General features: G+C 63.3%; 22 protein-coding genes. 9 read left to right on the top strand and 13 right to left on the bottom strand.

Annotation, left to right across the window (positions count from 1 at the left end):
* The first annotated feature begins 115 nt into the window (after nucleotides 1-115).
* The 4 genes from CXR43_RS14535 to dnaQ are packed head-to-tail and all read left to right on the top strand — an operon-like array spanning nucleotide 116 to nucleotide 2,826.
* Entirely contained in the window at nucleotides 116-709 is a 594-nt protein-coding gene (locus tag CXR43_RS14535; RefSeq protein WP_103335026.1) for a Maf family protein, read from the top strand.
* Nucleotides 706-1,545, top strand: a complete 840-nt coding sequence (locus tag CXR43_RS14530; RefSeq protein WP_103335023.1) for a shikimate dehydrogenase — start codon at nucleotides 706-708, stop codon at nucleotides 1,543-1,545. The genes CXR43_RS14535 and CXR43_RS14530 overlap by 4 nt, the downstream gene beginning before the upstream one ends.
* The gene (gene coaE, locus CXR43_RS14525) at nucleotides 1,542-2,132 is read left to right on the top strand and encodes a dephospho-CoA kinase (RefSeq protein WP_103335020.1); all 591 of its coding nucleotides are present in this window, start codon (nucleotides 1,542-1,544) and stop codon (nucleotides 2,130-2,132) included. Before CXR43_RS14530 ends, coaE begins: the two co-directional genes overlap by 4 nt.
* On the top strand, nucleotides 2,125-2,826 hold the full coding sequence (gene dnaQ / locus CXR43_RS14520; RefSeq protein ID WP_103335018.1) for a DNA polymerase III subunit epsilon: 702 nt from the start codon (nucleotides 2,125-2,127) through the stop codon (nucleotides 2,824-2,826). The genes coaE and dnaQ overlap by 8 nt, the downstream gene beginning before the upstream one ends.
* 52 nt (nucleotides 2,827-2,878) lie before the next feature.
* Here dnaQ and secB read toward each other — a convergent pair whose 3' ends face one another.
* Both secB and CXR43_RS14510 read right to left on the bottom strand, forming a co-directional pair.
* Entirely contained in the window at nucleotides 2,879-3,388 is a 510-nt protein-coding gene (gene secB, locus CXR43_RS14515; RefSeq protein WP_103335015.1) for a protein-export chaperone SecB, read from the bottom strand.
* A 60-nt stretch (nucleotides 3,389-3,448) separates the two neighbouring features.
* Entirely contained in the window at nucleotides 3,449-3,919 is a 471-nt protein-coding gene (locus CXR43_RS14510; RefSeq protein ID WP_103335368.1) for an FxsA family protein, read from the bottom strand.
* Nucleotides 3,920-4,054: 135 nt separating this feature from the next.
* On the opposite strand from CXR43_RS14510, the gene CXR43_RS14505 reads away from it, so the two are divergent.
* From CXR43_RS14505 to CXR43_RS14495, 3 genes are read left to right on the top strand one after another with little or no spacing between them, the layout of a single operon-like run.
* Nucleotides 4,055-4,714 (top strand): Tim44/TimA family putative adaptor protein, encoded by a 660-nt coding sequence (locus tag CXR43_RS14505; protein ID WP_103335012.1) that lies wholly within the window; start codon nucleotides 4,055-4,057, stop codon nucleotides 4,712-4,714.
* A 27-nt stretch (nucleotides 4,715-4,741) separates the two neighbouring features.
* On the top strand, nucleotides 4,742-5,752 hold the full coding sequence (gene mltA / locus CXR43_RS14500) for a murein transglycosylase A (RefSeq protein ID WP_103335009.1): 1,011 nt from the start codon (nucleotides 4,742-4,744) through the stop codon (nucleotides 5,750-5,752).
* Between the two features lie 3 nt (nucleotides 5,753-5,755).
* Nucleotides 5,756-6,355: a Smr/MutS family protein gene (locus CXR43_RS14495; protein ID WP_103335006.1), complete on the top strand. Its 600-nt coding sequence runs from the start codon at nucleotides 5,756-5,758 to the stop codon at nucleotides 6,353-6,355.
* Nucleotides 6,356-6,357: 2 nt separating this feature from the next.
* Here the strand turns inward: CXR43_RS14495 and hslU are convergent, their stop codons facing one another.
* Together hslU and CXR43_RS14485 are read right to left on the bottom strand one after the other, a co-directional pair.
* Nucleotides 6,358-7,653: an ATP-dependent protease ATPase subunit HslU gene (hslU, locus tag CXR43_RS14490; protein ID WP_103335003.1), complete on the bottom strand. Its 1,296-nt coding sequence runs from the start codon at nucleotides 7,651-7,653 to the stop codon at nucleotides 6,358-6,360.
* A complete protein-coding gene (locus CXR43_RS14485; protein WP_103335001.1) occupies nucleotides 7,650-8,705 on the bottom strand; it encodes a hypothetical protein in 1,056 nt (351 codons plus the stop codon). The genes hslU and CXR43_RS14485 overlap by 4 nt, the downstream gene beginning before the upstream one ends.
* A 208-nt stretch (nucleotides 8,706-8,913) precedes the next feature.
* On the opposite strand from CXR43_RS14485, the gene CXR43_RS18240 reads away from it, so the two are divergent.
* A complete protein-coding gene (locus CXR43_RS18240) occupies nucleotides 8,914-9,201 on the top strand; it encodes a BrnT family toxin (RefSeq protein WP_103334999.1) in 288 nt (95 codons plus the stop codon).
* On the top strand, nucleotides 9,143-9,430 hold the full coding sequence (locus CXR43_RS14475) for a BrnA antitoxin family protein (protein ID WP_168219844.1): 288 nt from the start codon (nucleotides 9,143-9,145) through the stop codon (nucleotides 9,428-9,430). Before CXR43_RS18240 ends, CXR43_RS14475 begins: the two co-directional genes overlap by 59 nt.
* Here CXR43_RS14475 and hslV read toward each other — a convergent pair.
* From hslV to regB, 9 genes are all read right to left on the bottom strand, one after another.
* Nucleotides 9,417-9,977, bottom strand: coding sequence for an ATP-dependent protease subunit HslV (gene hslV, locus CXR43_RS14470; RefSeq protein ID WP_103334993.1), 561 nt, complete (start codon nucleotides 9,975-9,977; stop codon nucleotides 9,417-9,419). The genes CXR43_RS14475 and hslV overlap by 14 nt on opposite strands.
* A gap of 95 nt (nucleotides 9,978-10,072) precedes the next feature.
* Entirely contained in the window at nucleotides 10,073-10,399 is a 327-nt protein-coding gene (gene trxA, locus CXR43_RS14465; RefSeq protein ID WP_103334991.1) for a thioredoxin, read from the bottom strand.
* Nucleotides 10,400-10,436: 37 nt separating this feature from the next.
* Nucleotides 10,437-13,805 (bottom strand): double-strand break repair helicase AddA, encoded by a 3,369-nt coding sequence (addA, locus tag CXR43_RS14460; RefSeq protein ID WP_435530813.1) that lies wholly within the window; start codon nucleotides 13,803-13,805, stop codon nucleotides 10,437-10,439.
* A complete protein-coding gene (gene addB / locus CXR43_RS14455) occupies nucleotides 13,789-16,746 on the bottom strand; it encodes a double-strand break repair protein AddB (protein ID WP_103334988.1) in 2,958 nt (985 codons plus the stop codon). Before addB ends, addA begins: the two co-directional genes overlap by 17 nt.
* Nucleotides 16,739-17,446 (bottom strand): nucleotidyltransferase family protein, encoded by a 708-nt coding sequence (locus CXR43_RS14450; RefSeq protein WP_103334985.1) that lies wholly within the window; start codon nucleotides 17,444-17,446, stop codon nucleotides 16,739-16,741. The genes addB and CXR43_RS14450 overlap by 8 nt, the downstream gene beginning before the upstream one ends.
* Nucleotides 17,425-18,438: an aminoglycoside phosphotransferase family protein gene (locus CXR43_RS14445; RefSeq protein WP_103334983.1), complete on the bottom strand. Its 1,014-nt coding sequence runs from the start codon at nucleotides 18,436-18,438 to the stop codon at nucleotides 17,425-17,427. Before CXR43_RS14445 ends, CXR43_RS14450 begins: the two co-directional genes overlap by 22 nt.
* Nucleotides 18,422-18,895 carry a tRNA (adenosine(37)-N6)-threonylcarbamoyltransferase complex ATPase subunit type 1 TsaE gene (gene tsaE, locus CXR43_RS14440; protein WP_103334980.1) on the bottom strand — a complete coding sequence of 158 codons (474 nt, stop codon included), beginning with the start codon at nucleotides 18,893-18,895 and terminating at the stop codon, nucleotides 18,422-18,424. The genes CXR43_RS14445 and tsaE overlap by 17 nt, the downstream gene beginning before the upstream one ends.
* A 45-nt stretch (nucleotides 18,896-18,940) precedes the next feature.
* Nucleotides 18,941-20,512, bottom strand: coding sequence for a PAS-domain containing protein (locus CXR43_RS14435; RefSeq protein WP_103334978.1), 1,572 nt, complete (start codon nucleotides 20,510-20,512; stop codon nucleotides 18,941-18,943).
* 111 nt (nucleotides 20,513-20,623) lie between these two features.
* Entirely contained in the window at nucleotides 20,624-22,012 is a 1,389-nt protein-coding gene (gene regB, locus CXR43_RS14430) for a sensor histidine kinase RegB (protein ID WP_103334976.1), read from the bottom strand.
* Nucleotides 22,013-22,059 lie beyond the last annotated feature (47 nt).

The raw sequence follows: 22,059 nt of genomic DNA, 5'->3' as shown, positions 1-22,059 counted from the left end.
CTGCTCCGCTTGACAAAGCGGCCCTGCTTGGCACCCTTCGCCCAAACTCCCCTGCTGCGCACAAAAAGCGCCGCGTGAACAAAGCAAGCATATCCACAGGGTTGGCCTGACTGAAATGATCCTTATCCTGGCATCCCGGTCCGAGATCCGGCAGCGATTGTTGCAGGCGGCAGGCGTCACCTTCACAGTTCAGTCGGCGCAGGTCGATGAAGACATGATCCGCCGCGCGCTGCAGGCAGAACAGGCGCGCCCAAGGGACATGGCGGATGCCCTGGCCGAGATGAAGGCCCGCAAGATTGCCGAACGCCGGCCCGATTGCATGGTGCTTGGCTGTGACCAGATTCTGGAGGTCGAGGGCGAGGTCTTTGCCAAGCCTGAAACGCCGGCTGACGCCTGCAACCAGCTGCGCAGGCTGCGTGGCGGGTGGCACAAGCTGTGGTCTGCGGCGGTGATCTACCATGAGGCCCGGCCGGTCTGGCGGTTCACCGCCGAGGCGCGGCTTTTGATGCGGCCGCTGTCTGACGCCTATCTTGAAGAGTATGTTGACCGGAACTGGCACAGCATCCGGCACAGCGTTGGCGCCTACAAGCTGGAGGAAGAAGGCTGCCGCCTGTTTTCCGCCATTGAAGGCGATTCCTTCACCGTGATGGGCCTTCCCCTTTTGCCCGTTCTGGGCTACCTCGGTGACAGAGGTCTTATTCCGACATGACAGATCATCCCCGCATCCCGCTTGCCGGCGTTATCGGATATCCTATCGCGCATAGCCGCTCGCCCGCATTGCATGGCTATTGGTTGAAGCGCTACGGGATCCGCGGCCACTATATCCCGCTCGATATCGCCCCCACTGATCTGGCTCAGATGTTGCAGGCCTTGCCGAAGATGGGCTTTGTCGGGGTCAATATCACCATCCCGCACAAAGAGGCGATCCTGCAGATTGCCGATGTGATCACGGACCGTGCGGCCCTGATCGGGGCGGCGAATACGCTGATTTTCCGAAAGGATGGCAGGATCCAGGCAGATAATACCGATGGCTCGGGATTTATCGCCAATTTGCGGCAAAACGCGCCGCACTGGCGGCCAGCGGACGGGCCTGCCGTGGTCTTTGGGGCGGGCGGGGCGGCCCGGGCCGTGGTGGCGGCCCTGATAGAGGTTGGCGTCCCGGAAATCCGCATCACCAACCGCACCCGGGTGCGGGCCGAGGCGCTGCGGTCCGATTTCGGCGCAAAGCTTGTGGTCGGTGACTGGATTCAGGCCGCCAATATGCTGGACGGCGCGACCACCGTGATCAACACCACCGCGCTCGGGATGACCGGAAAATCCGATTTCCGGGTGCCGCTGGATGGGTTGCGTCAGGACGCCGTGGTGACAGATCTGGTCTATACGCCGTTGATGACCCAGTTCCTGCTCGATGCGCAGGCAAGAGGATGCACCGTCGTGGACGGGCTGGGCATGTTGCTGCACCAGGCGGCACCGGGGTTTGAGCGCTGGTTCGGGCATCGACCCGAGGTGGATGACGCGACCCGTCAGGCCGTCTTGTCGGCATGAGCGTGTTCCGGCTCGGGTTGACCGGCTCCATCGGCATGGGCAAATCCACAACAGCGGGCCTGTTTGCCGCCGAAGGTGTTCCGGTGTGGGACGCTGATGCCGCCGTGCACCGGCTTTATGCTGCAGGCGGGGCAGCGGTCCGGCCTGTGGCGGATCTGTGCCCTGCCGCGTTGCAGGATGGCCAGATTGACCGCACCGCCTTGAAGGCCTGGATCGCGTCCGACCCCGCTGCCTTGCCCCGGCTGGAAGCGATCGTGCATCCGCTTGTCGCCGCAGATCGTGAGGCGTTTGCGGCGCAGCGCAGCACCGGCATCGTCGTTTTCGACATTCCCCTGCTGTTTGAAAAAGTCACTGAGGCGCAGATGGACGCAACCTTGCTGGTCACCGCGCCGAAATCCTTGCAGCGCCAGCGTGTTCTGGCGCGACCGGGCATGACCGAGGCGCAGTTTGCCTTGCTTTTGTCCCGGCAGATGCCGGATGCGGAAAAGCGGGCCCGGGCCACCCATATCGTTGAAACCCTGACCATCGACCAGACCCGGGCCTATGTGCAGGCCCTGATCGGCCATTTGCGAGGCAGCCATGCGTGAAATCGTCCTCGACACCGAAACCACCGGCTTTGAACCGTCAGAGGGTCACCGCATCGTGGAAATCGGCGCGGTAGAGCTGTTCAACCACCTGCCGACCGGCAAAACCTATCACCAATACATCAACCCTGAACGCCCCATGCCGAAAGAGGCGTTCGAGGTTCATGGCCTTGGCGATGACTTTCTGAAGGATAAGCCCCTGTTCGCGGCGATCGGGCAGGCCTTTCTGGATTTTGTCGGTGAGGCGCAGCTTGTCATCCACAACGCCGCCTTCGACATGAAATTCCTGAATTTCGAGCTGCAGCGCGCAGGCTTGCCGACCCTTCCCAACAGCCGCGCCACCGATACGCTGCTGATTGCGCGGCGCAGGTTTCCGGGGTCGCCCGCGTCGCTTGATGCGCTGTGTCGCCGGTTTGGCGTCGACAATTCGGCGCGGGAAAAGCATGGGGCCCTGCTCGATTCCGAGATTCTGGCAGAGGTCTATCTGGAACTGGTCGGTGGCCGGCAACCGGATTTTGCACTGGCCACCGGTGTCGACAAGACCCGGCAAGCGGATGCGTCGGGCCTGCAAGCCGATTGGCGCCCCCGTCCCCGCCCCGTTGCCCTGCCCCCCCGCCTGAGCGAGGCGGAAGCGGCGGCGCATGCCGCCTTTGTGGCCAAGATGGGCGAGGCCGCGCTCTGGCTGAAACGCGGCTGACAGAAGAAAGCCGGCCACTCAGGGCCGGCCCTGGTGCGGTGCCGGGGGTGGATCAGTTCGGCTGGCCCTGTGGGGCGGCAGCGGTGGCCTGCGCCCGGCGTGCCAGCTCTTGCCGGTACAGCGAGAGATAATCGACCGTGTCGATGTTCAGCGGGGGGAAACCGCCATCCCGGGTCACATCGCTGATGATGCGGCGGATGAACGGGAACAAAAGGCGCGGACATTCGATCATCAGAAACGGGTGGATCTGTTCGTCCGGCACGCCTTCGATATGGAACACACCGCCGTAATCCACCTCCAGCAGGAACAGTGTTTCGGCATTGGTCTTGTTCTTCGAGGTCACGCGGAACTTCTGGATCACCTCGAACTGGTGGTCTTGGGTGCGCTTGCGGGCATCAAGGCTGACGGCAACCTGAATGTCTGGCTGCACTTCGCCGCCGTTCAGGCCCTTCTGTGCCACCGCATTTTCAAATGACATGTCACGGATGAATTGCGCCAGCACCTGCATCTTGATCTGCGGTTGTGCCTGTGGTTGCGCGGCTGCGCCATTTTCCTCGGCCATCGTGTGTTTTCTCCCTGAGAAACGGTTCGGATATGCTCCTATCAGGTCATTGGCCCGTTCTCAATGCCGGGTCCAGCCAGAGGGCGGCTTTGGCGGCTGGTTTTCATTCACCTCAAAGAACTCTCCGTCGAGGACAATCGGACCATCGGAGCGTGGCGCAGAAGCTGACGTGCCAAAGCTCTGTATCTTTACCCGCGCGCCGACAAAGGCGATCACAAACTCCCGGACGCGTGGGGCCATCAGCAAAAATCCGATGCTATCGGTGAAAAACCCCGGGGTCAGCAGCAGGAGCCCCGCCAGAACGATCAACGCCCCATGTGCCAGCGGAGAGAGCGGATTCTTCAACTGGCCCAGATCGCCCCGCAGCTCTGCCAGAACCTTGAGCCCCTGCCAGCGCATCAGAACGGTGCCGATCACCCCGGTCAGAAGCACCAGGCCAAGCGTCGGCCACAGGGTCAGCCAGCCGCCCACGGTGATGAAAAGAGCGATCTCGATCATCGGAACCAGCAGGAACAGGGCAAAAAGCCACATCTTGGCCTCCTTCATCGGCATTTGCGGGCCGGGTGGCGTAGACACCGCCCGTTACCAGCCCTACATAAGGACCGACTGTCCAACTTACCAACCCCAATGCTGCCGGTCTTTCACGGCGCCTGATCGAGGTTTTGAATGAACTCTTCCCTGATCCAGCTTCTGGTGCTTGCCGGGATTGCAATTTTCCTGATCCTGAAGCTGCGAGCCGTTCTGGGCACCCGCGATGGGTTTGAAAAGCCGCCGGTTCCGCTGGAAGAGGTGCGCCCGCGTGTCAAGCGTGATTTTGAAGTGATCGAGGGCGGGCCGGACCGCGACATCAGCGATCATGTGGCCGATGGGTCGGATGCGGCCAAGGCCCTGGCTGCCATGAAACTGGCGGAGCCGGAGTTTTCGGTGAACACCTTTCTGCAAGGTGCGCGCGGTGCCTATGAGATGATCCTTATGGCCTTCGAGCGTGGCGAGCTGGACCAGATCCGCCCCTTTCTGGATGATGAGATCGAGGCCGCCTTCGCACAGGCCATCAATGCACGCGAGGCCGAGGGGCTGACGGTTGAGGCCAATTTCGTTGGGCTGCGCGAGCTTGCCCTGCACAATGCCACCTTTGACCGCGAGACCCGGCGTGCCGAAGTCTCGGTGCGCTATGTCGGCGAATTGACGACCGTCATCCGCAACAAGGCTGGGGAAATTGTCGAGGGCGATGCCAAGACGATCAAGCGGCAGCGCGATATCTGGACCTACGCCCGGGTGATGGGGTCGTCTGATCCGAACTGGCAGCTTGTCGCCACCGGCGACTAAGGCGCTGATGTGGGTGTCCGGAATGCAATGCGCGCCGTTCTGGTCGGGGCCAGCCTGATGGCCGCCCCGGCAACCCCCGCGCAGGTTCTGGACTTTGCCGCACTGGACGGCTGGGCCGAGGATGACCATCAGGCCGCGCTGGAGGTGTTTCGCGGTACATGCGGCCTGATGCGCGATCCGGAGTGGGCACCGGTCTGCAATCTGGCCGCAAAGGCCGCCGACACCCCCGAGGCCGCCCGGCAGTTTTTTGAACTGTTGTTCCGCCCGGTCATCGTGGGGGATCCGCCTGCCCTGTTCACCGGCTATTATGAGCCGGAACTCAAAGGGTCGCTGACGCGGACGCCGCGCTTTGCCTATCCGCTCTATCGCAAACCACCAGAGCTGATGGATGGCCAGCCCTTCCATCCGCGCGCGGCCATCGACGCGGGTGCCCTGCGCGGGCGTGGGCTGGAACTGGTCTGGCTGGATGATCCGGTCGAGGTGTATTTCCTGCAGGTCCAGGGGTCTGGCCGCATTGTTCTGCCAGACGGGCGCGTGCTGCGGTTGGGCTATGCGGCCAAGAACGGGCATCCCTACCGGTCCATCGGGCAGGAGCTGATCCGCCAGGGCGCGTCAATGGCGGATGTATCGGCGCAGGATATCAAGGCCTGGGTCCGTGCCAACCCCGCGCCGGGGCGCGCCTTGCTGAATTCTAACCCGTCTTTCGTGTTTTTCCGCAAGCTGGAAGACCTGCCACCGGAAAGCGGCCCGATCGGGGCCATGGGGCGACCGATTGCCGATCTGCGCTCGGTGGCGGTTGATCCGGCCTTTGTGCCTCTGGGCGCCCCGGTCTGGATCGAGACGGACGGACGTGAGCCGATGCGCCGCCTGATGATCGCGCAGGACACCGGCGGTGCCATAAAGGGTGCGCAGCGGGCGGATATCTTCTTTGGCACCGGATTTTCGGCCGGGGAAACCGCAGGCAAGATCAAGGATGGCGGCCGAATGATCCAGCTTTTGCCCATAGAGCGCGCCTATGCGCTTTTGTCGGGCGGATGATCGATGGCACGGCGTCGCACCCTTCGACCGGATGAATCAGAGCTGTGGCAGGCGGTCGCCCGCACCGCCCGGGCCATGCATTCCAACGGGGCACAGATCCTGCATCCGGAAGACACGACCGAGCTGGCAAAGCCCTTTGCGCCAGAGGAAACGCCACGCGCGCCAATTGCCCCGTTCCGCTTGGGCGAAAGGGTCGCCGGGGTAACGCCGCGCAAGCCAGGGCTGATCCCGGCCAAGGCCGTGCCCGACACGGCGGTGCAGATGGATGCCAAGGCCTATGGCCGGATGACACGCGGCAAGCTCGCCCCCGAAGCGCGCATCGACCTGCACGGGCTGACGCTGGCCGAGGCGCATCCGGAACTGATCCGCTTTATCCTGAACACACATGCGCAGGGGTTTCGGCTGGTTCTGGTCATCACCGGCAAGGGCAAGGCAAAGCCCGATCACGGCCCGATCCCGTCACGAATCGGGGCACTGCGGCATCAGGTGCCGCAGTGGCTGCGCCTGCCGCCCATCGGGGGCTTGGTGCTGCAAGTCGCTGAATCCCACGCAAAACACGGTGGATCAGGAGCCTATTACGTCTATCTGCGGCGCGCGAAGTAGCGCTACAGCACGTAGCGCGACAGGTCGGCAGATCGTGCCAACGCCCCGACATTGGCTTCGACGAAATCGGCATCAATGCTGACAGCCTCTCCCGACCGGTCGGGGGCAGAGAAACTCAACTCTTCGAACACCCGTTCCAGAATGGTGTACAGCCGCCGCGCCCCGATGTTTTCAACCGATTGGTTCACATCGGCGGCGATGCGGGCCAAGGCTGCAATGCCATCGCTTGTGAAGGTTACGGTGACCTGTTCGGTTGCCATCAGCGCCGAATATTGCAAGGTCAACGCGTTTTCCGTCTCGGTCAGGATGCGCACGAAATCGGCTTCGGTCAGCGGGCGCAACTCAACGCGGATCGGCAGTCGGCCCTGCAATTCGGGCAAAAGGTCCGATGGTTTGGCGATATGGAAGGCACCGCTGGCGATGAACAGGATATGGTCGGTCTTCACCGGCCCGTATTTGGTGGACACCGTCGTGCCTTCGATCAGCGGCAACAGGTCGCGCTGCACGCCTTCGCGCGACACATCGCCGCCGCGCGCATCGCTGCGGGCGCAGATCTTGTCGATCTCATCCAGAAAGACGATGCCATTTTCCTGTACCGCTGTCAGCGCGGCGGTCTTCACCGCTTCATCATCCAGCAGCTTGTCAGCCTCTTGCCCGATCAGCAGATCATAGCTGTCAGCCACGGTAACCTTTTTGCGCAGGGTGCGGGTGCCGAAGGCCTTGAACAGATCCTGCAACCCCTGCATCTGCTGCTCCATCCCCGGCCCACCCATCATGGGCAGCGGGCTCGAGGTGTCGGCGATCTCCAGTTCGATCACCGTGGCGTCCAGCTCGCCCCGGCGCAGCTTGCCGCGAAACATCTCACGGGTCTGCTCGCGGGCGTCTTTTCCGGCCAGGGCCTCGATCACCCGCTCTTCCGCCGCCGCCTGAGCGCGGGCTTTCACATCCTCGCGCATCCGTTCGCGCGTGTCGATCATCGCGGCATCGACCAGATCGCGGATGATGCTGTCGACATCGCGGCCGACATAGCCCACCTCGGTGAACTTGGTCGCCTCGACCTTGAGGAAGGGCGCGCGCGCCAGTTTCGCCAATCGGCGCGAAATCTCGGTCTTGCCCACACCCGTTGGCCCGATCATCAGGATGTTCTTCGGATAGACCTCATTGCGCAGGTCATCGGCCAGCAGCTTGCGGCGCCAGCGGTTGCGCAGGGCCACGGCCACGGCGCGTTTGGCGTCATTCTGGCCGATGATGAAGCGGTCCAGCTCGGACACGATTTCGCGGGGAGTCAGGTCAGTCATAGGATGCTCCCATAAGGGGGAAGGTTGGTTTTGCCGGGAAACGCCGGCAGAGCCCGCATCAGGGCCGACCGCAGACGGTCCCATTGCGCGCCAAGGAAGACGAGGGCGAAGCCAAGGAACAGGATCACCATGGCCGACCCGTCAAACAGCTCGAAGATCAGCCAGACCGCATAGCCCGCGCCTGACACGAGGAAAGACCGACGGTCGATGGCCAGTGCGACCAAGGCGATTGCGATCAGGAAGGTCAGCAGCAGCAGCTTGCCCCCCTGCCCGCCCGCCAGCAGGAATACCGCCACGGTATTGACGATCGCTGGGGCCGCCACAACATGCAGCCAGAAGCCGGTGGTGCTTCGGGTCGATACGCGCAGCGGGTCGGCCATGTCGAACCGCATGGCCAGCGCGAATGTCAGCAGCCCGAAGATCAGCGACAGGATGGATAAGGGCCCTGTGCCGGACAGATGCAGCAGGCCCATGCCATCTTCTGGCAAGATCCCGCCAATGGCCAGCAACGACCAGACGGTCGAAAACACCGCCGTGGCAATGATGGCCGCATCAAACGGCACCCGAAAGCGCTGATAATGCAGCAACATTAACCCGGCGACCACGGCAGAGGCTGCTGCTGATCCCATCAGCCCGCGCAGCCCGACCCCATCCGCCAAAGCCGCACCCAGAACCCAGGCTGTCAGCGCCGACATCACGGCAAGCGTTATTGATGGCGCAATCATCCGGCGGGTCAGAGTGAAATATCGCTGCACCACGGCGAGCCCGGCCAGCGTTACCAGTGCCACCAGAATAGTGTCGAACCCGCCGGGATTGAACACCTCGGCCCCAAGGGCTGCAGAAATGCCGACCCAGCCGGTAAACAGGATGGTCAGGCCAATGACGATGAAGATCTCGTTGAAGCCCTTGAACAGCACAAACGGCTCTTCCCCGGACGCCACCCCCGCCACCGCTTGCCGCCGCGCCTCGGCGATCGCCGTAAGCCCCGCCGCCTGCGCCTCGGTGATCAGCCCGCGCTGCACGGCGGCGCGAAGGTCTTGTGGGTCGATCATGGGTGCTTCCGTTCATTCATGCCGAACAGATAGCCATTCTGGTCAGGCGTTCCAAGGGCGGGGATTTTGTATTGACATTTTGTAATTACATTGATAAGGCGTATTTTGTGAAGAAGTGGGTTCAGAGCGCTTCTTCTCATGTGATGATCAATCCAGATCGTGAGGTGAACTTATGAACCATTACTAATGATCATAATGAACCTCTGAGATGTTCGAATGGGACGAAACCAAACGTCTGGCTACGCTTGAGAAGCACAGCATAGACTTCATCGACGCCGCAGAAATCTTTCTGCAAGAGCATCTGCTTCTCATGGCCCGCAGCGAGATCGAGGATCGCAGGATCGCGGTTGGTCAGTTCCATGGCGTCTTTCTGGCTGTGATCCACACCAGACGAGGCGATTCAATTCGCATCATCACGGCAAGAAGGGCACGAAAGCATGAGCGTGAGCAATTTGAAGCGTATGTCGCTCGCCGAACTTCGGGCGAGGAAGGGTGAAACCGATTGGGATCACCTCAGGAAGGCGGGGGACTATGATGGCCCCGAAGAATTCCCCGTCGATTGGGATAAAGCCGTTCTGGTCGAGCCTGCAAACAAGCAGATGGTGTCGCTCCGACTGGATGCCGACATTCTGGAATTCTTTAAGTCCAACGGCAAAGGCTATCAGACCCGCATGAACGCTGTCCTGCGGGCCTATGTTCAGGCGCAAAAAGTCAGACGGCCTTGATGGTTTCCACCGTCAGATTGCCATTTGTATAGACACAGATGCTGGCGGCAATCGCCATCGCCTTCCGGGCCACATCCTCGGCGGTTAGGTCGGTTTCCATCAACCCGCGCGCGGCGGCCAGAGCAAAGTTGCCGCCCGATCCGATGGCGGCGACATCGTGTTCGGGTTCCAGCACATCGCCGGCACCCGTGATCACATAAAGCTCCCGCCCGTCGGTCACGATCAGCATGGCCTCAAGGTTGCGCAGGTATTTGTCCATGCGCCAGTCCTTGGCCAGATCGACACAGGCGCGGGCGAGCTGGCCGGGGGCGGCCTCGAGTTTTTTTTCCAACCGTTCCAGCAGGGTGAAGGCATCGGCGGTCGATCCGGCAAAGCCGCAGACCACGTCATGCCCGCCGGGCGACAGGCGGCGCACCTTGCGCGCCGATCCCTTGATGACCGTCTGGCCAAGGCTGACCTGCCCATCGCCCGCCACCACAACCTCACCGCCCCGCCGCACCGCAAGGATGGTGGTGCCGTGCCAGCCCGGGAATTTTTCGTCTGCCATATCAAGCCTCCGTCACTTGCCCCCTTATATGGCGACGGGGGCGCAAAACAAAAGGGCGGCCCCGCAGGACCGCCCTTGAGGTCTGTCAGCGGTACTCAGATTGCCGACTGAATCCAGGTGGCAAGCGCAGCTTTCGGGGCGGCACCAACCTTGTTCGATACAACCTGACCGTCCTTAAACAGGAACAGCGCCGGAATGCCGCGCACGCCCAGTTGGGCCGGGCTTTCGGGGTTTTCATCCACATTGATCTTCACGATCTTGACCTTGCCGGCGTATTCGGTGGCCAGCTCTTCCAAAGCCGGGCCGATCTGGCGGCACGGGCCGCACCATTCGGCCCAGAAATCCACCACGACGGGAAGGGCCGACTGGCGGACCTCGGCATCAAAGGTGGCGTCGGTGACAGCAACGGTCGCAGCGCCCATCTTGTATCTCCTGAATGGAATATCTTCACCGGCAAAGCTAGGCACTGCCGGTCGAAAGGTCAAGCAAGGGGGCCCGGCCAAGCGCCGCAGCCACGGTTCCGGGATCAAGATACATGAGTTTTGGCGCAGCTGTCCACAAAATCGCCGTCTCGATCCTCCGGTCTGGGTAGATCTGCGCCATGGCATGGGCATAGGCCCCCATTTGCCGCAGGATGCTTTCGGGCACCTGGGCTGCGGTCTCTGGCACCACCCGGTTGGTCTTGAAATCGACCACAAGCACGCTGTGAGGTGTGATCACCATCCGGTCAATCGTGCCTGCCAGCTGCTGGCCGTGCAGGGTTGCGGTGACCGAGACTTCGGCCAATGTGTCAGATGCAAACAGGCTGGATGCCTCTGGCAGGGCCAGCACCGCGGCTGCCTCGGACAGGAAGGCTTGTGGATCAAAGATTTCGGGGGTCAGGGCGCGCGCGGTTGCGGGCCAAAGGGCGCGATCAAGCGCGGGCAGGGTTTCGAGCAGGCGGTGCAAGGCGGTACCGCGTGCCTTCGCCAGGTCGACCGGGTCGCCTTCGCCCGGCAGGGCCTTGGCACCGCCAAGGTCGGAGGGGGACAAAGGTGGCAGAGCCCGCGGCGCATCGGTTGCCGGAGTGGACACCCAATCCGGCAGGATGACCGCTGCTTTCGGTGCAACCGGCGCAGGCGCATTGGCTGGCCACAGACCGGTCTCATGGCGCAGCCGCCCCTGTGCATCGGGCCGCGCGCCCAATGTCTGCAACCCGGCTTCGACTTGCCGGTGCCAGGCCCATTTCTCACGCGGCTTGGCCTCTTTGCCGCTGGTGATCTTGGCCTCGCCCGCCCCGGCCACGATCAGCCAGGACCGCGCCCGGGTCAGCGCGACATAGAGCAGCCGGAGATTTTCCTCAGCGATTTTGGCCTTGCGAAGCTCCAGCGCGGCGGCACTGTCGGGCGGGCTGTCCTTTTCGGCGGTTTTCCAGACGGGCAGCCCGTCCGCCAGCCGGATCACCTCGGCATGGTCGCGCGGGCTGCGGTCGGCGCAATCGGGCAGGATGACGATCGGCGCCTCCAGCCCCTTTGAGCCATGCACCGTCATCACCCGGATGTTCGCGCCCTCGCTGTCCAGCTGGCGCTTGACCTCGACCACATCGCTTTCAAGCCATGTCAGAAACCCGGTCAGGCTTGGCACGTCATTGGACTCGTAGGCCAGCGCCTGATTGAGCAGCTCGTCTATGCCATCTTCCGCCTCGGGGCCCAGACGGGTCAGCAGGCGCTGACGGCCGTTGTGGCGGGTGAGGATGCGTTCCAGCAGCTCATAGGGCCGCAGGAAATCGACCTGACTGCGCAGGTCGTTCAGGATGGGCAGCGTGTCGGGCGCCTCGGCATTGCGCAGGGTGGCCCAGAGGTGCCGCTCCTCCCGCCCATGCGCCAGCCGGAACAGCCGGTCTTCCGACCAGCCAAACAGCGGCGAGCGCAGGGCGGCGGCAAGCGACAGGCTGTCTTCCGGCGTGGCCACAAAGGACAGCAGTGCCACCAGATCCTTGACCGCCAGCTCTTCGCCCAGCTTCAGCCGGTCGGCCCCGGCAATCGGCAATCCGGCCTGCTTGCAGGCCCGGATGATCTGCGAAAAGAGGGTGCCCCGGGTCTGAACCAGGATCAGCACATCGCCCGCCTGAACCGGGCGGCTTTCGCCTTTCGCGGTTGGGATATGGACGCCTGCGTCAATCATCGCGCGGATTTCCGCCGCGATCAGCCGGGCCAGCTCCACCGTGTGATGGCTGTCAGAAATCAGGTCGACCGGGTTCCAGCCGTCTTCATCCGCCGTGGTCTCAGCCTTGGCGATCAACGGCCACAGATCGACCCGGCCGGGAAGGGTGTCAAAGAAGGCCAGATGTCGGGGCGGGTCGCCCAGGGCTGCTGGAAATGCGGTGCCAAAGGTGGCGTCCACCACATCGAGGATCGCGCGCGAGGACCGGAAGGAATAGTCCAGCGTACGGTCCTGCATCGGCTGCGCAATGGCTGCGAACTTGGAGCCGAACTCCTGCCGCCGGGCCTCGAATGCGGTCAGATCCGCGCCCTGAAACGAATAGATCGACTGCTTCTTGTCGCCCACCACGAAGAGCGTGCGGGTCTTGTCGCTGGCCCCGCGCCCGGCGGTGAATTCAGCGGTCAGCTTTTCGATGACCTGCCATTGCGCGGGCGAGGTATCCTGCGCCTCATCCACCAGAATATGGTCGATGCCGCCATCCAGCCGGAACAGCACCCAGGCGGCGAGGCCAGGGTCATTGAGCAGGCGGCCTGCCTTGCGGATCAGGTCATCGAAGTCCAGATAGCCGCGGTCAGCCTTGCGGCTGGTGTAAAGCCGCAGGAAGACACGGGCAAAATCATGCAGGGCGAGGGTCTTTTCCGCCGCCTCCAAGGCCACGCGCGCCGCCCGTGCGAGCTCAACCCGGGTCATGAGCTTTTGCAGGCGGTCGCCGAGGGGGCCCAGCGCATTGCGCAGGTCTTTGGCGGGGAAGTCGTTCACCTTGGCTTGATGGGCGCGCGCACCCGATCCGAACAGGAAAACGCCCTCCAGCACCTGCAGGGCGCGCAGGTCCGGCGTGAACGGATCTAGGGCGGCCAGCTTGTTGCCGGCCTTCTGGTCATTCACGCCACTGCCGGCCAGACGCGCTGTCAGCTCGGCCAGAATATCGCCCTCATCGCCCAGAAACACCGATGCCAGCAGCCGGTCCAGCGTCAAGGTGTCCGGTTGGCCAAACCGGGCCAGGGCATCGGCACGCGACAGGGGCTGTGCGAAATCATCGGCGCGGATGCAGATTTCAGTCATCAGCGCCGCGAAATCCTCGCCCGTATAGTGCCGCGCCAAGGTCGCCACCTGACCGGGCGCAAGCCGGTCTGCCATGTCCTGCACGATGTCGTCGCGCAGGGTTCTGGCGGTACGGTCATCCATTTCCTTGAAGCCGGGGGTGACTCCGGCCTCCAGCGGATAGCGGCGCAAGAGCGTGGCACAAAAGCTGTGGATGGTCTGAATGCGCAAGCCGCCCGGCGTTTCAATCGCCCGGGCAAACAGCTGGCGCGCCAGCGCCAGTTGGTCAGCATCCAGCGTCTGCCCCTCGCCCAGTTCGATCAGGTCGCTGCGCAGGGCGTCGTCCGGTTTCATCGCCCATTCGCCCAGACGGCGGAACAGGCGGTTCTGCATCTCGGTTGCGGCGGCTTTGGTATAGGTCAGGCACAGGATGTGTTGGGGCTGCACCTTGTTGAGCAAAAGCCGCGCCACCCGGTCGGTCAGCACCCGGGTCTTGCCAGACCCCGCGTTTGCCGACAGCCAGGTGGACAGCGCCGGTTGCGCTGCCGCCCGTTGTGCAAGGCTGGCATCATGCGTCATTGGCATCCCCCACCGGTTGCGGGTCTGGCGCATCGGTCATTTCCCATTCGCCAAAGCGGGCCAGATGGTCATAATCTCCGGGGAAGCGTTCGGTAAACACTGCACGGCGTGAGGTGTAACCTTGCCCGGCCCGCGCGTAAGACCCGATCAGATGGTAGAGCCCGTCGCGCACAGCGGCGAGCTTCTCTTCGGTGATCTCATCCTCTGTCACCTTGCCTGACGCGCCAAGGCCGACATAGGTGATCTTGGCCACCTCCTGCGGGCCCAGACCCTTGAAGCCACCCTCTTGCGCAAGCAGGGCGGCAAGGTGCAGCTGCTTGGCAAAGGATTTCTGTGCCGCCTCGCTTGGCGGGCTGCCGGTCTTGTAATCGATCAGATGCAGTTTGCCGCCGGGCAGCAGGTCGATGCGGTCGGGGGTGCCGAACAGGGTGAAATTCAGCCCCTGCAACACCAGCTCGCCCCGGCCTTCGACCAGGATCGTCTGCCCACCGTCGGCGGCATCCACTGTCAGAAAATGGCTGGCCGCCCGTTCCATCCGCGCGGCCCACAAGGCACGCGCGGCTGGCCAGGGCACCGATGCGTCCAGCACCCGGGAGGTAATCTGCATCAATCGGGTATAGGCTGCGTCGCGCGCCTCATTCGGGGGTCTTTCGCGCGCGAAACATTCCAGAATTTCATGCACCACTGTGCCCCGGTCGCGGGCATCGGGGGCCTGGCGGATCGGGTCCAGCGGGCGCAGGTTCAGCACCTTGTCGGCATAGATCGCATAAGGGTCGCGGATCAGCACCTCGATCCGGGTCAGCGACAGCCTGTCGGGCCGCGTGGTCAAAGGCGGGCAGGGGGCCGGGCGGCGGGCAGGGCGCAAGCCTGCATCGGGGTTGGCCAATGGCCTGTCCATCGCGGCAGCACGGTCCAGCCAGATCTGGCCCCGCGCGCGCATCTGGCGCAGGGCCAAGGGGCCACCATTGTCGGGCAATCCGGCCATCAGGTTGGTCAGGCGGTTGATCCAGCGCGATGGGACGGTTTCGGCTTCGGCATTGCGCAGCGCCCGCGACAGCACCACCTGTGGAGCACCAATCGCTTGCTGAAAATCATGCGCCGACAGGCCGATCCGCCGTTCGGGCAACAAGAGCCCCGCCTCCATCCGCATCTTGCGGTTCAACCAGGGGTCAGGCGGCGGCAGGGTGGGCCATGTGCCGTCGTTCAGGCCCGCAAGAATGACCAGATCGGCCCCTTGAACCCGCGCCTCCAGCGTGCCCCAGATCATGATGCCCGGATGGGCGATCATCGGCGCGCGCACCTCTTCGCCGGACATCAGCCCTTCGAACAGATCCCGGAATTCGCCGGGGCTCAGGGTGCCGCCATGGGCGGCTTCGGCCTCCAGCTGCACCAGAAACGTCTGCGCGGCCTCGCCCGCCGCCTCTTCCCACAGCCGCCCGGTGCCCTCGGGAGCAGGCCCACGGGACAGGCGTTCGGCCAGGGTGCGGGTGCGGGCAAGGTGGTCGGCCAGCGGCACCGGGCCGGCCTCTGCCAGCCCGTCCAGCGCTCCGGCCAAGGCGGTGGCCCAGCCAAGGGCGTGTTCATTGCGCTGCGCCATCGCCCAGCTGATCAGATCGGGCCCGGTCGGAAAGGCCGGACCTTCGCGCCGCAGCTTCAGCTCCAGATCACGCGACAACAGCAGGTGCTGGCCCCGGTCCATGGCAGAGGCGGTCAGCGGGTGCTTCAGCAGGGTCAGCAGCGCGTCCGAGGTCAGCTTTTGTCCAAACAGCCGTACCACATGGCGCAGGAACCGTCCGGGTGCCGATTGGTTCAGCGGCACACCGGCGCTGTCATCGGGCCGAATGCCCCAACGGTCCAGCGCTGCCGCAACCTGACGCGTCAGCACCCGGTCAGGCGAGATCAGCGCGGCAGGCACCCGTCGCTCTGCCGCGTCGCGCAGGATGAGCGCGATCGACAAGGCTTCTTGCCGGGGGGAGGCGGCCTCCATCAGCGTGACCCCGTCCATCGCCTCGGACAGGTCGGGAAGGTCAGGCCCTTCAACCAGCCATTGATCGGTCACCGGGGCAGGGCGCAGGGCCAGCGACACCACCTTGTTGCGCGCAGCGCTGGGCGGGGGCGTGTCGTGCCAGGGGCGGATGTCAGCCGGGGTAGTGCCGGTCAGCGCCATCACTTTGCGGAACCGGTATTGCGGATGATCTTCGCTGGTCAGCGCATCGTCGAGGCCGTGCCAGACCCGTTCCGGCATGTCGACATCATAGCCCGGAAGGATAATCGCACCCTTGGGCAACAGGGCCACCGCCTGCATCAAGAGCGCAGTGGTTCCGCGTGATCCGGTCGAGCCTGCAATGATCACCGGATCTTTCGGCGGCATGGTGGCCCAAAGGTCTGCCAGCATCTGCACGAGGCGCCTTTGCCGACCTTCGGCATCCATCTGGTGATCATCGGTGAAAAACGGGCTGATGATGGTCAGGAAGTCACGTGTGCGCGCCCAGTGTTCGGAATGGTCCGACACATCCAGCGCGGCCACCCTGTCAGGCGTGACGCCCTCGCCCTGCATTTCCGACATCAGCGCAGACAGGCTTTCGGCGAGGTCGGCAAGCGCAGAGCGGGGTGCCAGATCGGGCAGAGTGTCAAGCAACCGCCCGATCAGCACGGTCAGTTGCAGCTTGCCGCGCAGGGCGGGAATGGCGGGGGGCAGGGCGGGGGTCGCCGCGCCCATATCCAGATCGGTGACCAGCCGGATGCGCGGCAGGAACCCGGCCCCTTGCTGGCCGAACAGCTGCACCACCCGCCGCCGCATGCGGGTTGTGTTCAGGTAAAGCGTCACCCGCGCCATCGCCTCGGGCGGCTGGCCCCGCAATCTGGCCCGCAGGCCCGCCACTACGGCCGCCGGGAAATCCACGCCGGGCGGGACGCCGAACAGGCGCGGCTCTTCGGGGCTAAACATCGGGCCATTCCTTTGCGGCGCGCAACATCGCCTCGGCCTCGGCAATACCCTCGGGATGGCCGACATCGCACCAGTCGCCGCTGTGCAGGATGCCAAAGGCGCGACCGGCGGCGATCGCCCGGGTCCATGGCCCATGCAGGGAAAACGCAGGCTCGGGGTCCGTCAGCAGGCGCGGATGAATGATCTGCGCCCCCAGATAGAGAAAGCCAGTGCGGCCATTGGCCCATTCCACCCGACCCGCGCCGTCCATCACAAAATCTGACCGTCCGGTGGCACTGCGGGCCTGTGCTGCGGGCAGCAGCAGGAACAGCTGGTCCATCCGGCCTGCGTCCCACGCCTGCATCAACTGCGTCAGGGGATTGGCCCCGGTCCAGACCGCATCGGTGTTCAGCGTCAGCACTGGACCGGTGCCCAGCAGCGGCAGCGCGGCTTTCAGCCCACCGCCAGTGTCAAGAATGGCATCGCGTTCCCATGACACAGCGATGCCGCTGCCCTCAAGATGCGCGGCCAGCTGGTCGCCCCGGTAGTGCAGGTTTGCCACCAGATGCGTTACCCCGGCCTGCGCGGCGACCCGCCTTGCGTGATCGATGAGCGGCAGGCCGGCCACCTTGACCAGCGGTTTGGGCTGATGCGCGGTCAGCGTGCCCATGCGGGTGCCGAAGCCGGCGGCAAAGAGCATCAGGGGGAAGGGGTGGCGCATTGGTCCCCGATCTTTTGCAAGATGGTGTCGGTCGGTTCGGGCAGAAGGTCGTTGCATATAGGACGAAGCTCAGCCAGCGCCGGATGGGCCAGGTTGGACTGTAGCTGCCGCCAGACCCGAGGCATCAGGGTCAGGTACCCGGGCTTGCCGCCCACTAGGCACAGGCGGGCGAATATGCCAAGTATGCGCAAGGCCCGCTGCGCCCCCAGAACGGCGCATGACGCCTGAAAGGCCTGCAGATCGCGCCCCGTTTTCGCGGCAAAATAGGCCATCATCTGTGCCGCCACCCCGGGTGAGACATCGCGGCGCGCATCTTGCAGCAAGGAGACCAGATCATAGCCAGGCTGGCCCATCTGGGCGAGCTGAAAATCAAGCAGACCGACCGCCGCCACACCTTGCCTGTCGGGCAGATGCAGCAGATTTTCCGCATGATAATCGCGCAGGATCAACACCCTCGGTCCATCGGCATGGGTTTGCAGGGCTATGGTCAGGGCCTGGGAAAACGCGACCAAAGACGGACGCTGACCCGTTGCAGCAAAGGCGTACCAGTCCAGCGCAAATGTCGCGGCCTGCGCCCAGTCTGCCGCCGACAGGTCTGGCAGGCCCTCCGGTGCGGCCTGGTCCTGTATCCGGACCAGAACATCCGTCGCCGCGCGATAGAGCATGGTTTCCTGCGCGGCAGAGCTTTCCAGCACGCGGGCAAACAACGCATCACCAAGGTCTTCGATCAGCAGAAAGCCCTGCGCCAGATCCTGCGCCAGTATGGCGGGGGCAGACAGTCCGATCCGGCGCAGATGACCCGCGATGGTGACGAAAGCCGCAGAGTCATCCGCCGTTCCGGGGGGGGCGTCCATCAGCACGGCGGTCTGGGCCCCCCTTGTCAGCCGGTCATAGCTGCGGTCAGAGGCATCCCCCGCCAAAAACCGCCGGTCGGCCTGCCCCCAGCCGTTTGCCGCCAGAAAGGCGGTGGAGGCTTCAAAACGCCGGGTCATGCAGCGCCTTTTTCAATGCGGGGCGGCCCTGAAAGACAAATTCGGCCAGCCGGCCCTGTGCCTGCGGGGTCAGTGTCAGATGGATGGCGGACTGGGGAAGGTGGCGGCCAAGCCGGTCTGGCCATTCGATCAGACAGATTGCGGTGGACATCGCATCTTCCAGCCCAAGCTCCAGCACCTCATCCGGGTGGGAAAGCCGGTACAGATCGGCGTGCCAGATATCGCCCGCCGCGTCTTCATAGGTCTGCACCAGTGTAAAGGTGGGGGATGGGACATCCTCCATCCGGTTCAGCCGCGCCCGGATGAAGGCGCGCGACAGATGCGACTTTCCGGCCCCGATCGGACCGGTCAGCAAAAGCGTATCACCCGGCACCAGATGCCCGGCCAAAAGCCTGCCAAGGCTGTCGGTAGCGTCTTCGGAGGGCAGGAAGACCTGGAGGCGCGTTGATTGGCACATGCGCCCTGTTTTACGTCTCCGCCGCGCCGCCGCAAGTCTCTGTGTTCAGGCGCTGCGTCTTTCGGAGCTTTCAGGCACCATGTCGGCAGCACCGCAACGGACCTTGAAGCCCACAAGGGTGGCACCCCCGGTGAGCGGCAACAGGCGGCAGGTGACCAGGCGACCGTCAAGCAGGCGCACATCTGCAACCCAGGGCTGGCGGTCGCCGATGGTGCAGACAAACTCCTCTGCCTCGGCCCATAGGGCGCTGGGGGCAGATTTGCTGCGCCAGTGGCGTGACAGGGAGGTGATCCCGACACTGGCCAGACTGTCTGACGGGTCGTGATCCCAGAGCTTTGCATAGCTTGCGTTGGTCATCACCAGCAGCCCGGTTTCGGAAAACACGGCCATCGCTTCGTCCATGGAATCGATGACGGACTGGCCCAGTTCCATATCGGCACGGTAGCGGCGGGTCCGGGTGATTTCGGTCGAGATGTCTTCGATCATCAGCGCAAGCGCCCCGTTTGGGTGGGGCCGTCCCACCACCTTGTAGGTCTGACCGCCCGGCAAGTTCCAGGTCTCTTCATAGACACCCGAGGCCGCCGCCCGTTCGATGTCTGTGATCTGATTGCGCCAGTCATGGTAATCCTTGGGTTCGGGAACCATGCTGCGGTCGCGCAAGGCGTCTAGCACCGAAAGAAGCGACGGCCGCAGGGACAGGAAATCCGGCTGCAACCCGGTCAGATCCAGAAGGGCGGGATTGAAAAGCTGCAACTGCCGCCGGTTGTCGAAAATCGCCAGTCCGATCGGAAGATGCGCAAAGGTCTTGGTCAGGGTCTGCATGAAATCGCGCAGGGTGGATTCTGCGTGCACGGCCGAATCTGCCGGCAGGGCATAGATCCTGCGGCCATCGCCATCCGGCATGCTGACAAGTTCAAACCACTGCTCACGGCCATCGGGAAATCGCAGGATTTGCCGCTGGCCGCTGACGCCTTGCAGGATGGCGGTCCGGTCAAACAGCTTTGGCAAGGGCCATGTAAGCTCTTGCCCCTGCGGCAGAAGATCGCCGGCCCGCAGCAGATAGGCGGTATTGGCCCAGATCACATCTCCATTGTCCTTTTCGCGCCAGGCCAGAAATGGGGCGTGTGACACGATGGACCGCAGGAAAGCCAGATCATCGCTCATGGAGCGTTGGGCCAGCAGATCATACCCAAATGATGCGCCACGCGACTCTGGGTCGATCAGGGTGATATGTGTCAGACCGCCCCGATATTCCGCCAGCAACAACAGGGTCTGACCAGACTCATCCTCGGCGGCAAGGCTGACCGCGCCCTGTTCGGGCAATTTGGCAAGATGCTGGTCGATTTGCGGAAATGACAAGGACAGATGGACAAGCAGCTTTGCCCAATCCGACCCCGGCACAGCCGAAGCCGCGATCACGGCGCGCCCGCCCGGTGTACAATCGATCAGGGTCTCGCCATCGAACAGGAACAGGGTGCCCTTCTGACGGTCGTCGAAAATGCTGCTGCGAACGGGCTGGCTGTTTGCTTGAAACCCGGCCACCAGCAGGATGCTCCCCAAAGCTGACAGAACCGCGGCAAGGCCCATGCCGAGCCCCAAGACCAAATGCGTATCCATAAAGCTTCCAATGCCAGCACTCTTCACAACTTAAACGGTAGTCCATGAGTGAAAAGTTAGCCAAGATTGTCCAACAACACTATCTAAAGTTCGGCGTTCAAATAAAAAAACTTACGATTGAATCGGCTCATTCGGGCCGAGCCCATGCTGGCCGGTCTGCACAAGCCGGTCTAGCGGCCAGTTGACCTCGACAATGGCACCTTTGCGCAGGGGCCGGTCTTCGGCTTTCAGAAATGGGTCTGTTCCGTTTGAAAAGGTTAATTCCGCCCCTGTACGCTCCAGCAAGGTCTTGGCAATGAACAGACCAAGACCCATGCCTTCATATTCAGGCCGCTTCACAAGATCCTGCGACGTTCTGCGGCTGCGCACGAAGGGGTCGCCTATCCGACCGATGACCTGTGATGGAAAACCGTCGCCATCATCGACAATGCGGATGGTCAGAGTTGTGGGGCTCCATTCCCCCTGAATCCAGACGGTCGTTTGCGCAAAATCCACCGCATTCTGTATAAGATTGCGCAAACCGTGAATGACCTCGGGGCGGCGCCTGACATTGGGCTGCCGCTCGCCCGCGCCATCCCGGGGCAGGAATGCCAGATCCATACGCTTGCCGCGGCCCTGATGCGGCTCTGCGGCTTCGCTCACCAGCATCGACAGGGGAACGGTGCGCATGTGCAGGTCATCCTTGCCGGCGCGGCCCATCGAATGCAGGATGTCGCGGCAGCGGTTGGCCTGATCGCGGATCAGGCGGGCGTCATCCTGCAACTCTGGCTGATCCTCGAGGGCGTCGATCATCTCGGCAGACACCAGCTTTATGGTGGCGAGGGGTGTTCCCAGCTCATGCGCCGCCGCGGCCACCACGCCGCCCAGATCGGTCAGCTTTTGTTCCCGCGCGAGGGCCATCTGGGTTGCAAGCAGGGCATCGGACATTGACCGGATCTCTGTCGCCACCCGTCGCGAATAGAGACCCAGAAACAGGATACCGATCACGATCGACAGCCAGAACCCAAAACCGAACAGCACTGGAACCGACAATGTCGATCCGTCGGCATAAACCAGCGGCACATGGACAAAGGCGATCAGCGTGATGAAGATGATCGACAGGCTGCCCAGCAACAGCGTTGTCCGCAGCTCCAGCGCCGAGGCCGATATGGTGACAGGGGCAAGGATCAGCAGGGCAAAGGGGTTTGCCAGACCGCCGGTCAGATACAGCAGGAACGTCAGCTGCGACAGATCGAACAACAGCGTCAGCATCGCCTCGGTTTCTGAGAGGCGCTTGCTTTCGGGGAAGACGAACACTGACACCAGATTGGCCGTGATCGAGGCGCCAACCGCAAGATAGCAAAGCCCAAGCGGCAGCTGCATCTCGTAATACCGGTCCGCGACAGTGATTGCGGCAAGTTGTCCTATGATGGCCATCCAGCGCAGCAAAATAAGGGTCCGCAGCCGGACCCAGTCACTGCGTGTCTCACGGGAAAGCAGGCCGGTATCGGGGGAAAGCATGGCATCTCTTGTTCAAAGATATTAGAAACGCCAGTGTTAGGCCCGCC

The sequence above is a fragment of the Pseudotabrizicola formosa genome (genome assembly GCF_002900965.1).
GTDB lineage: Bacteria > Pseudomonadota > Alphaproteobacteria > Rhodobacterales > Rhodobacteraceae > Pseudotabrizicola > Pseudotabrizicola formosa.
Note: the sequence above shows the minus strand (reverse complement) of the source record. Positions and strands in the feature narration are given on the sequence as shown.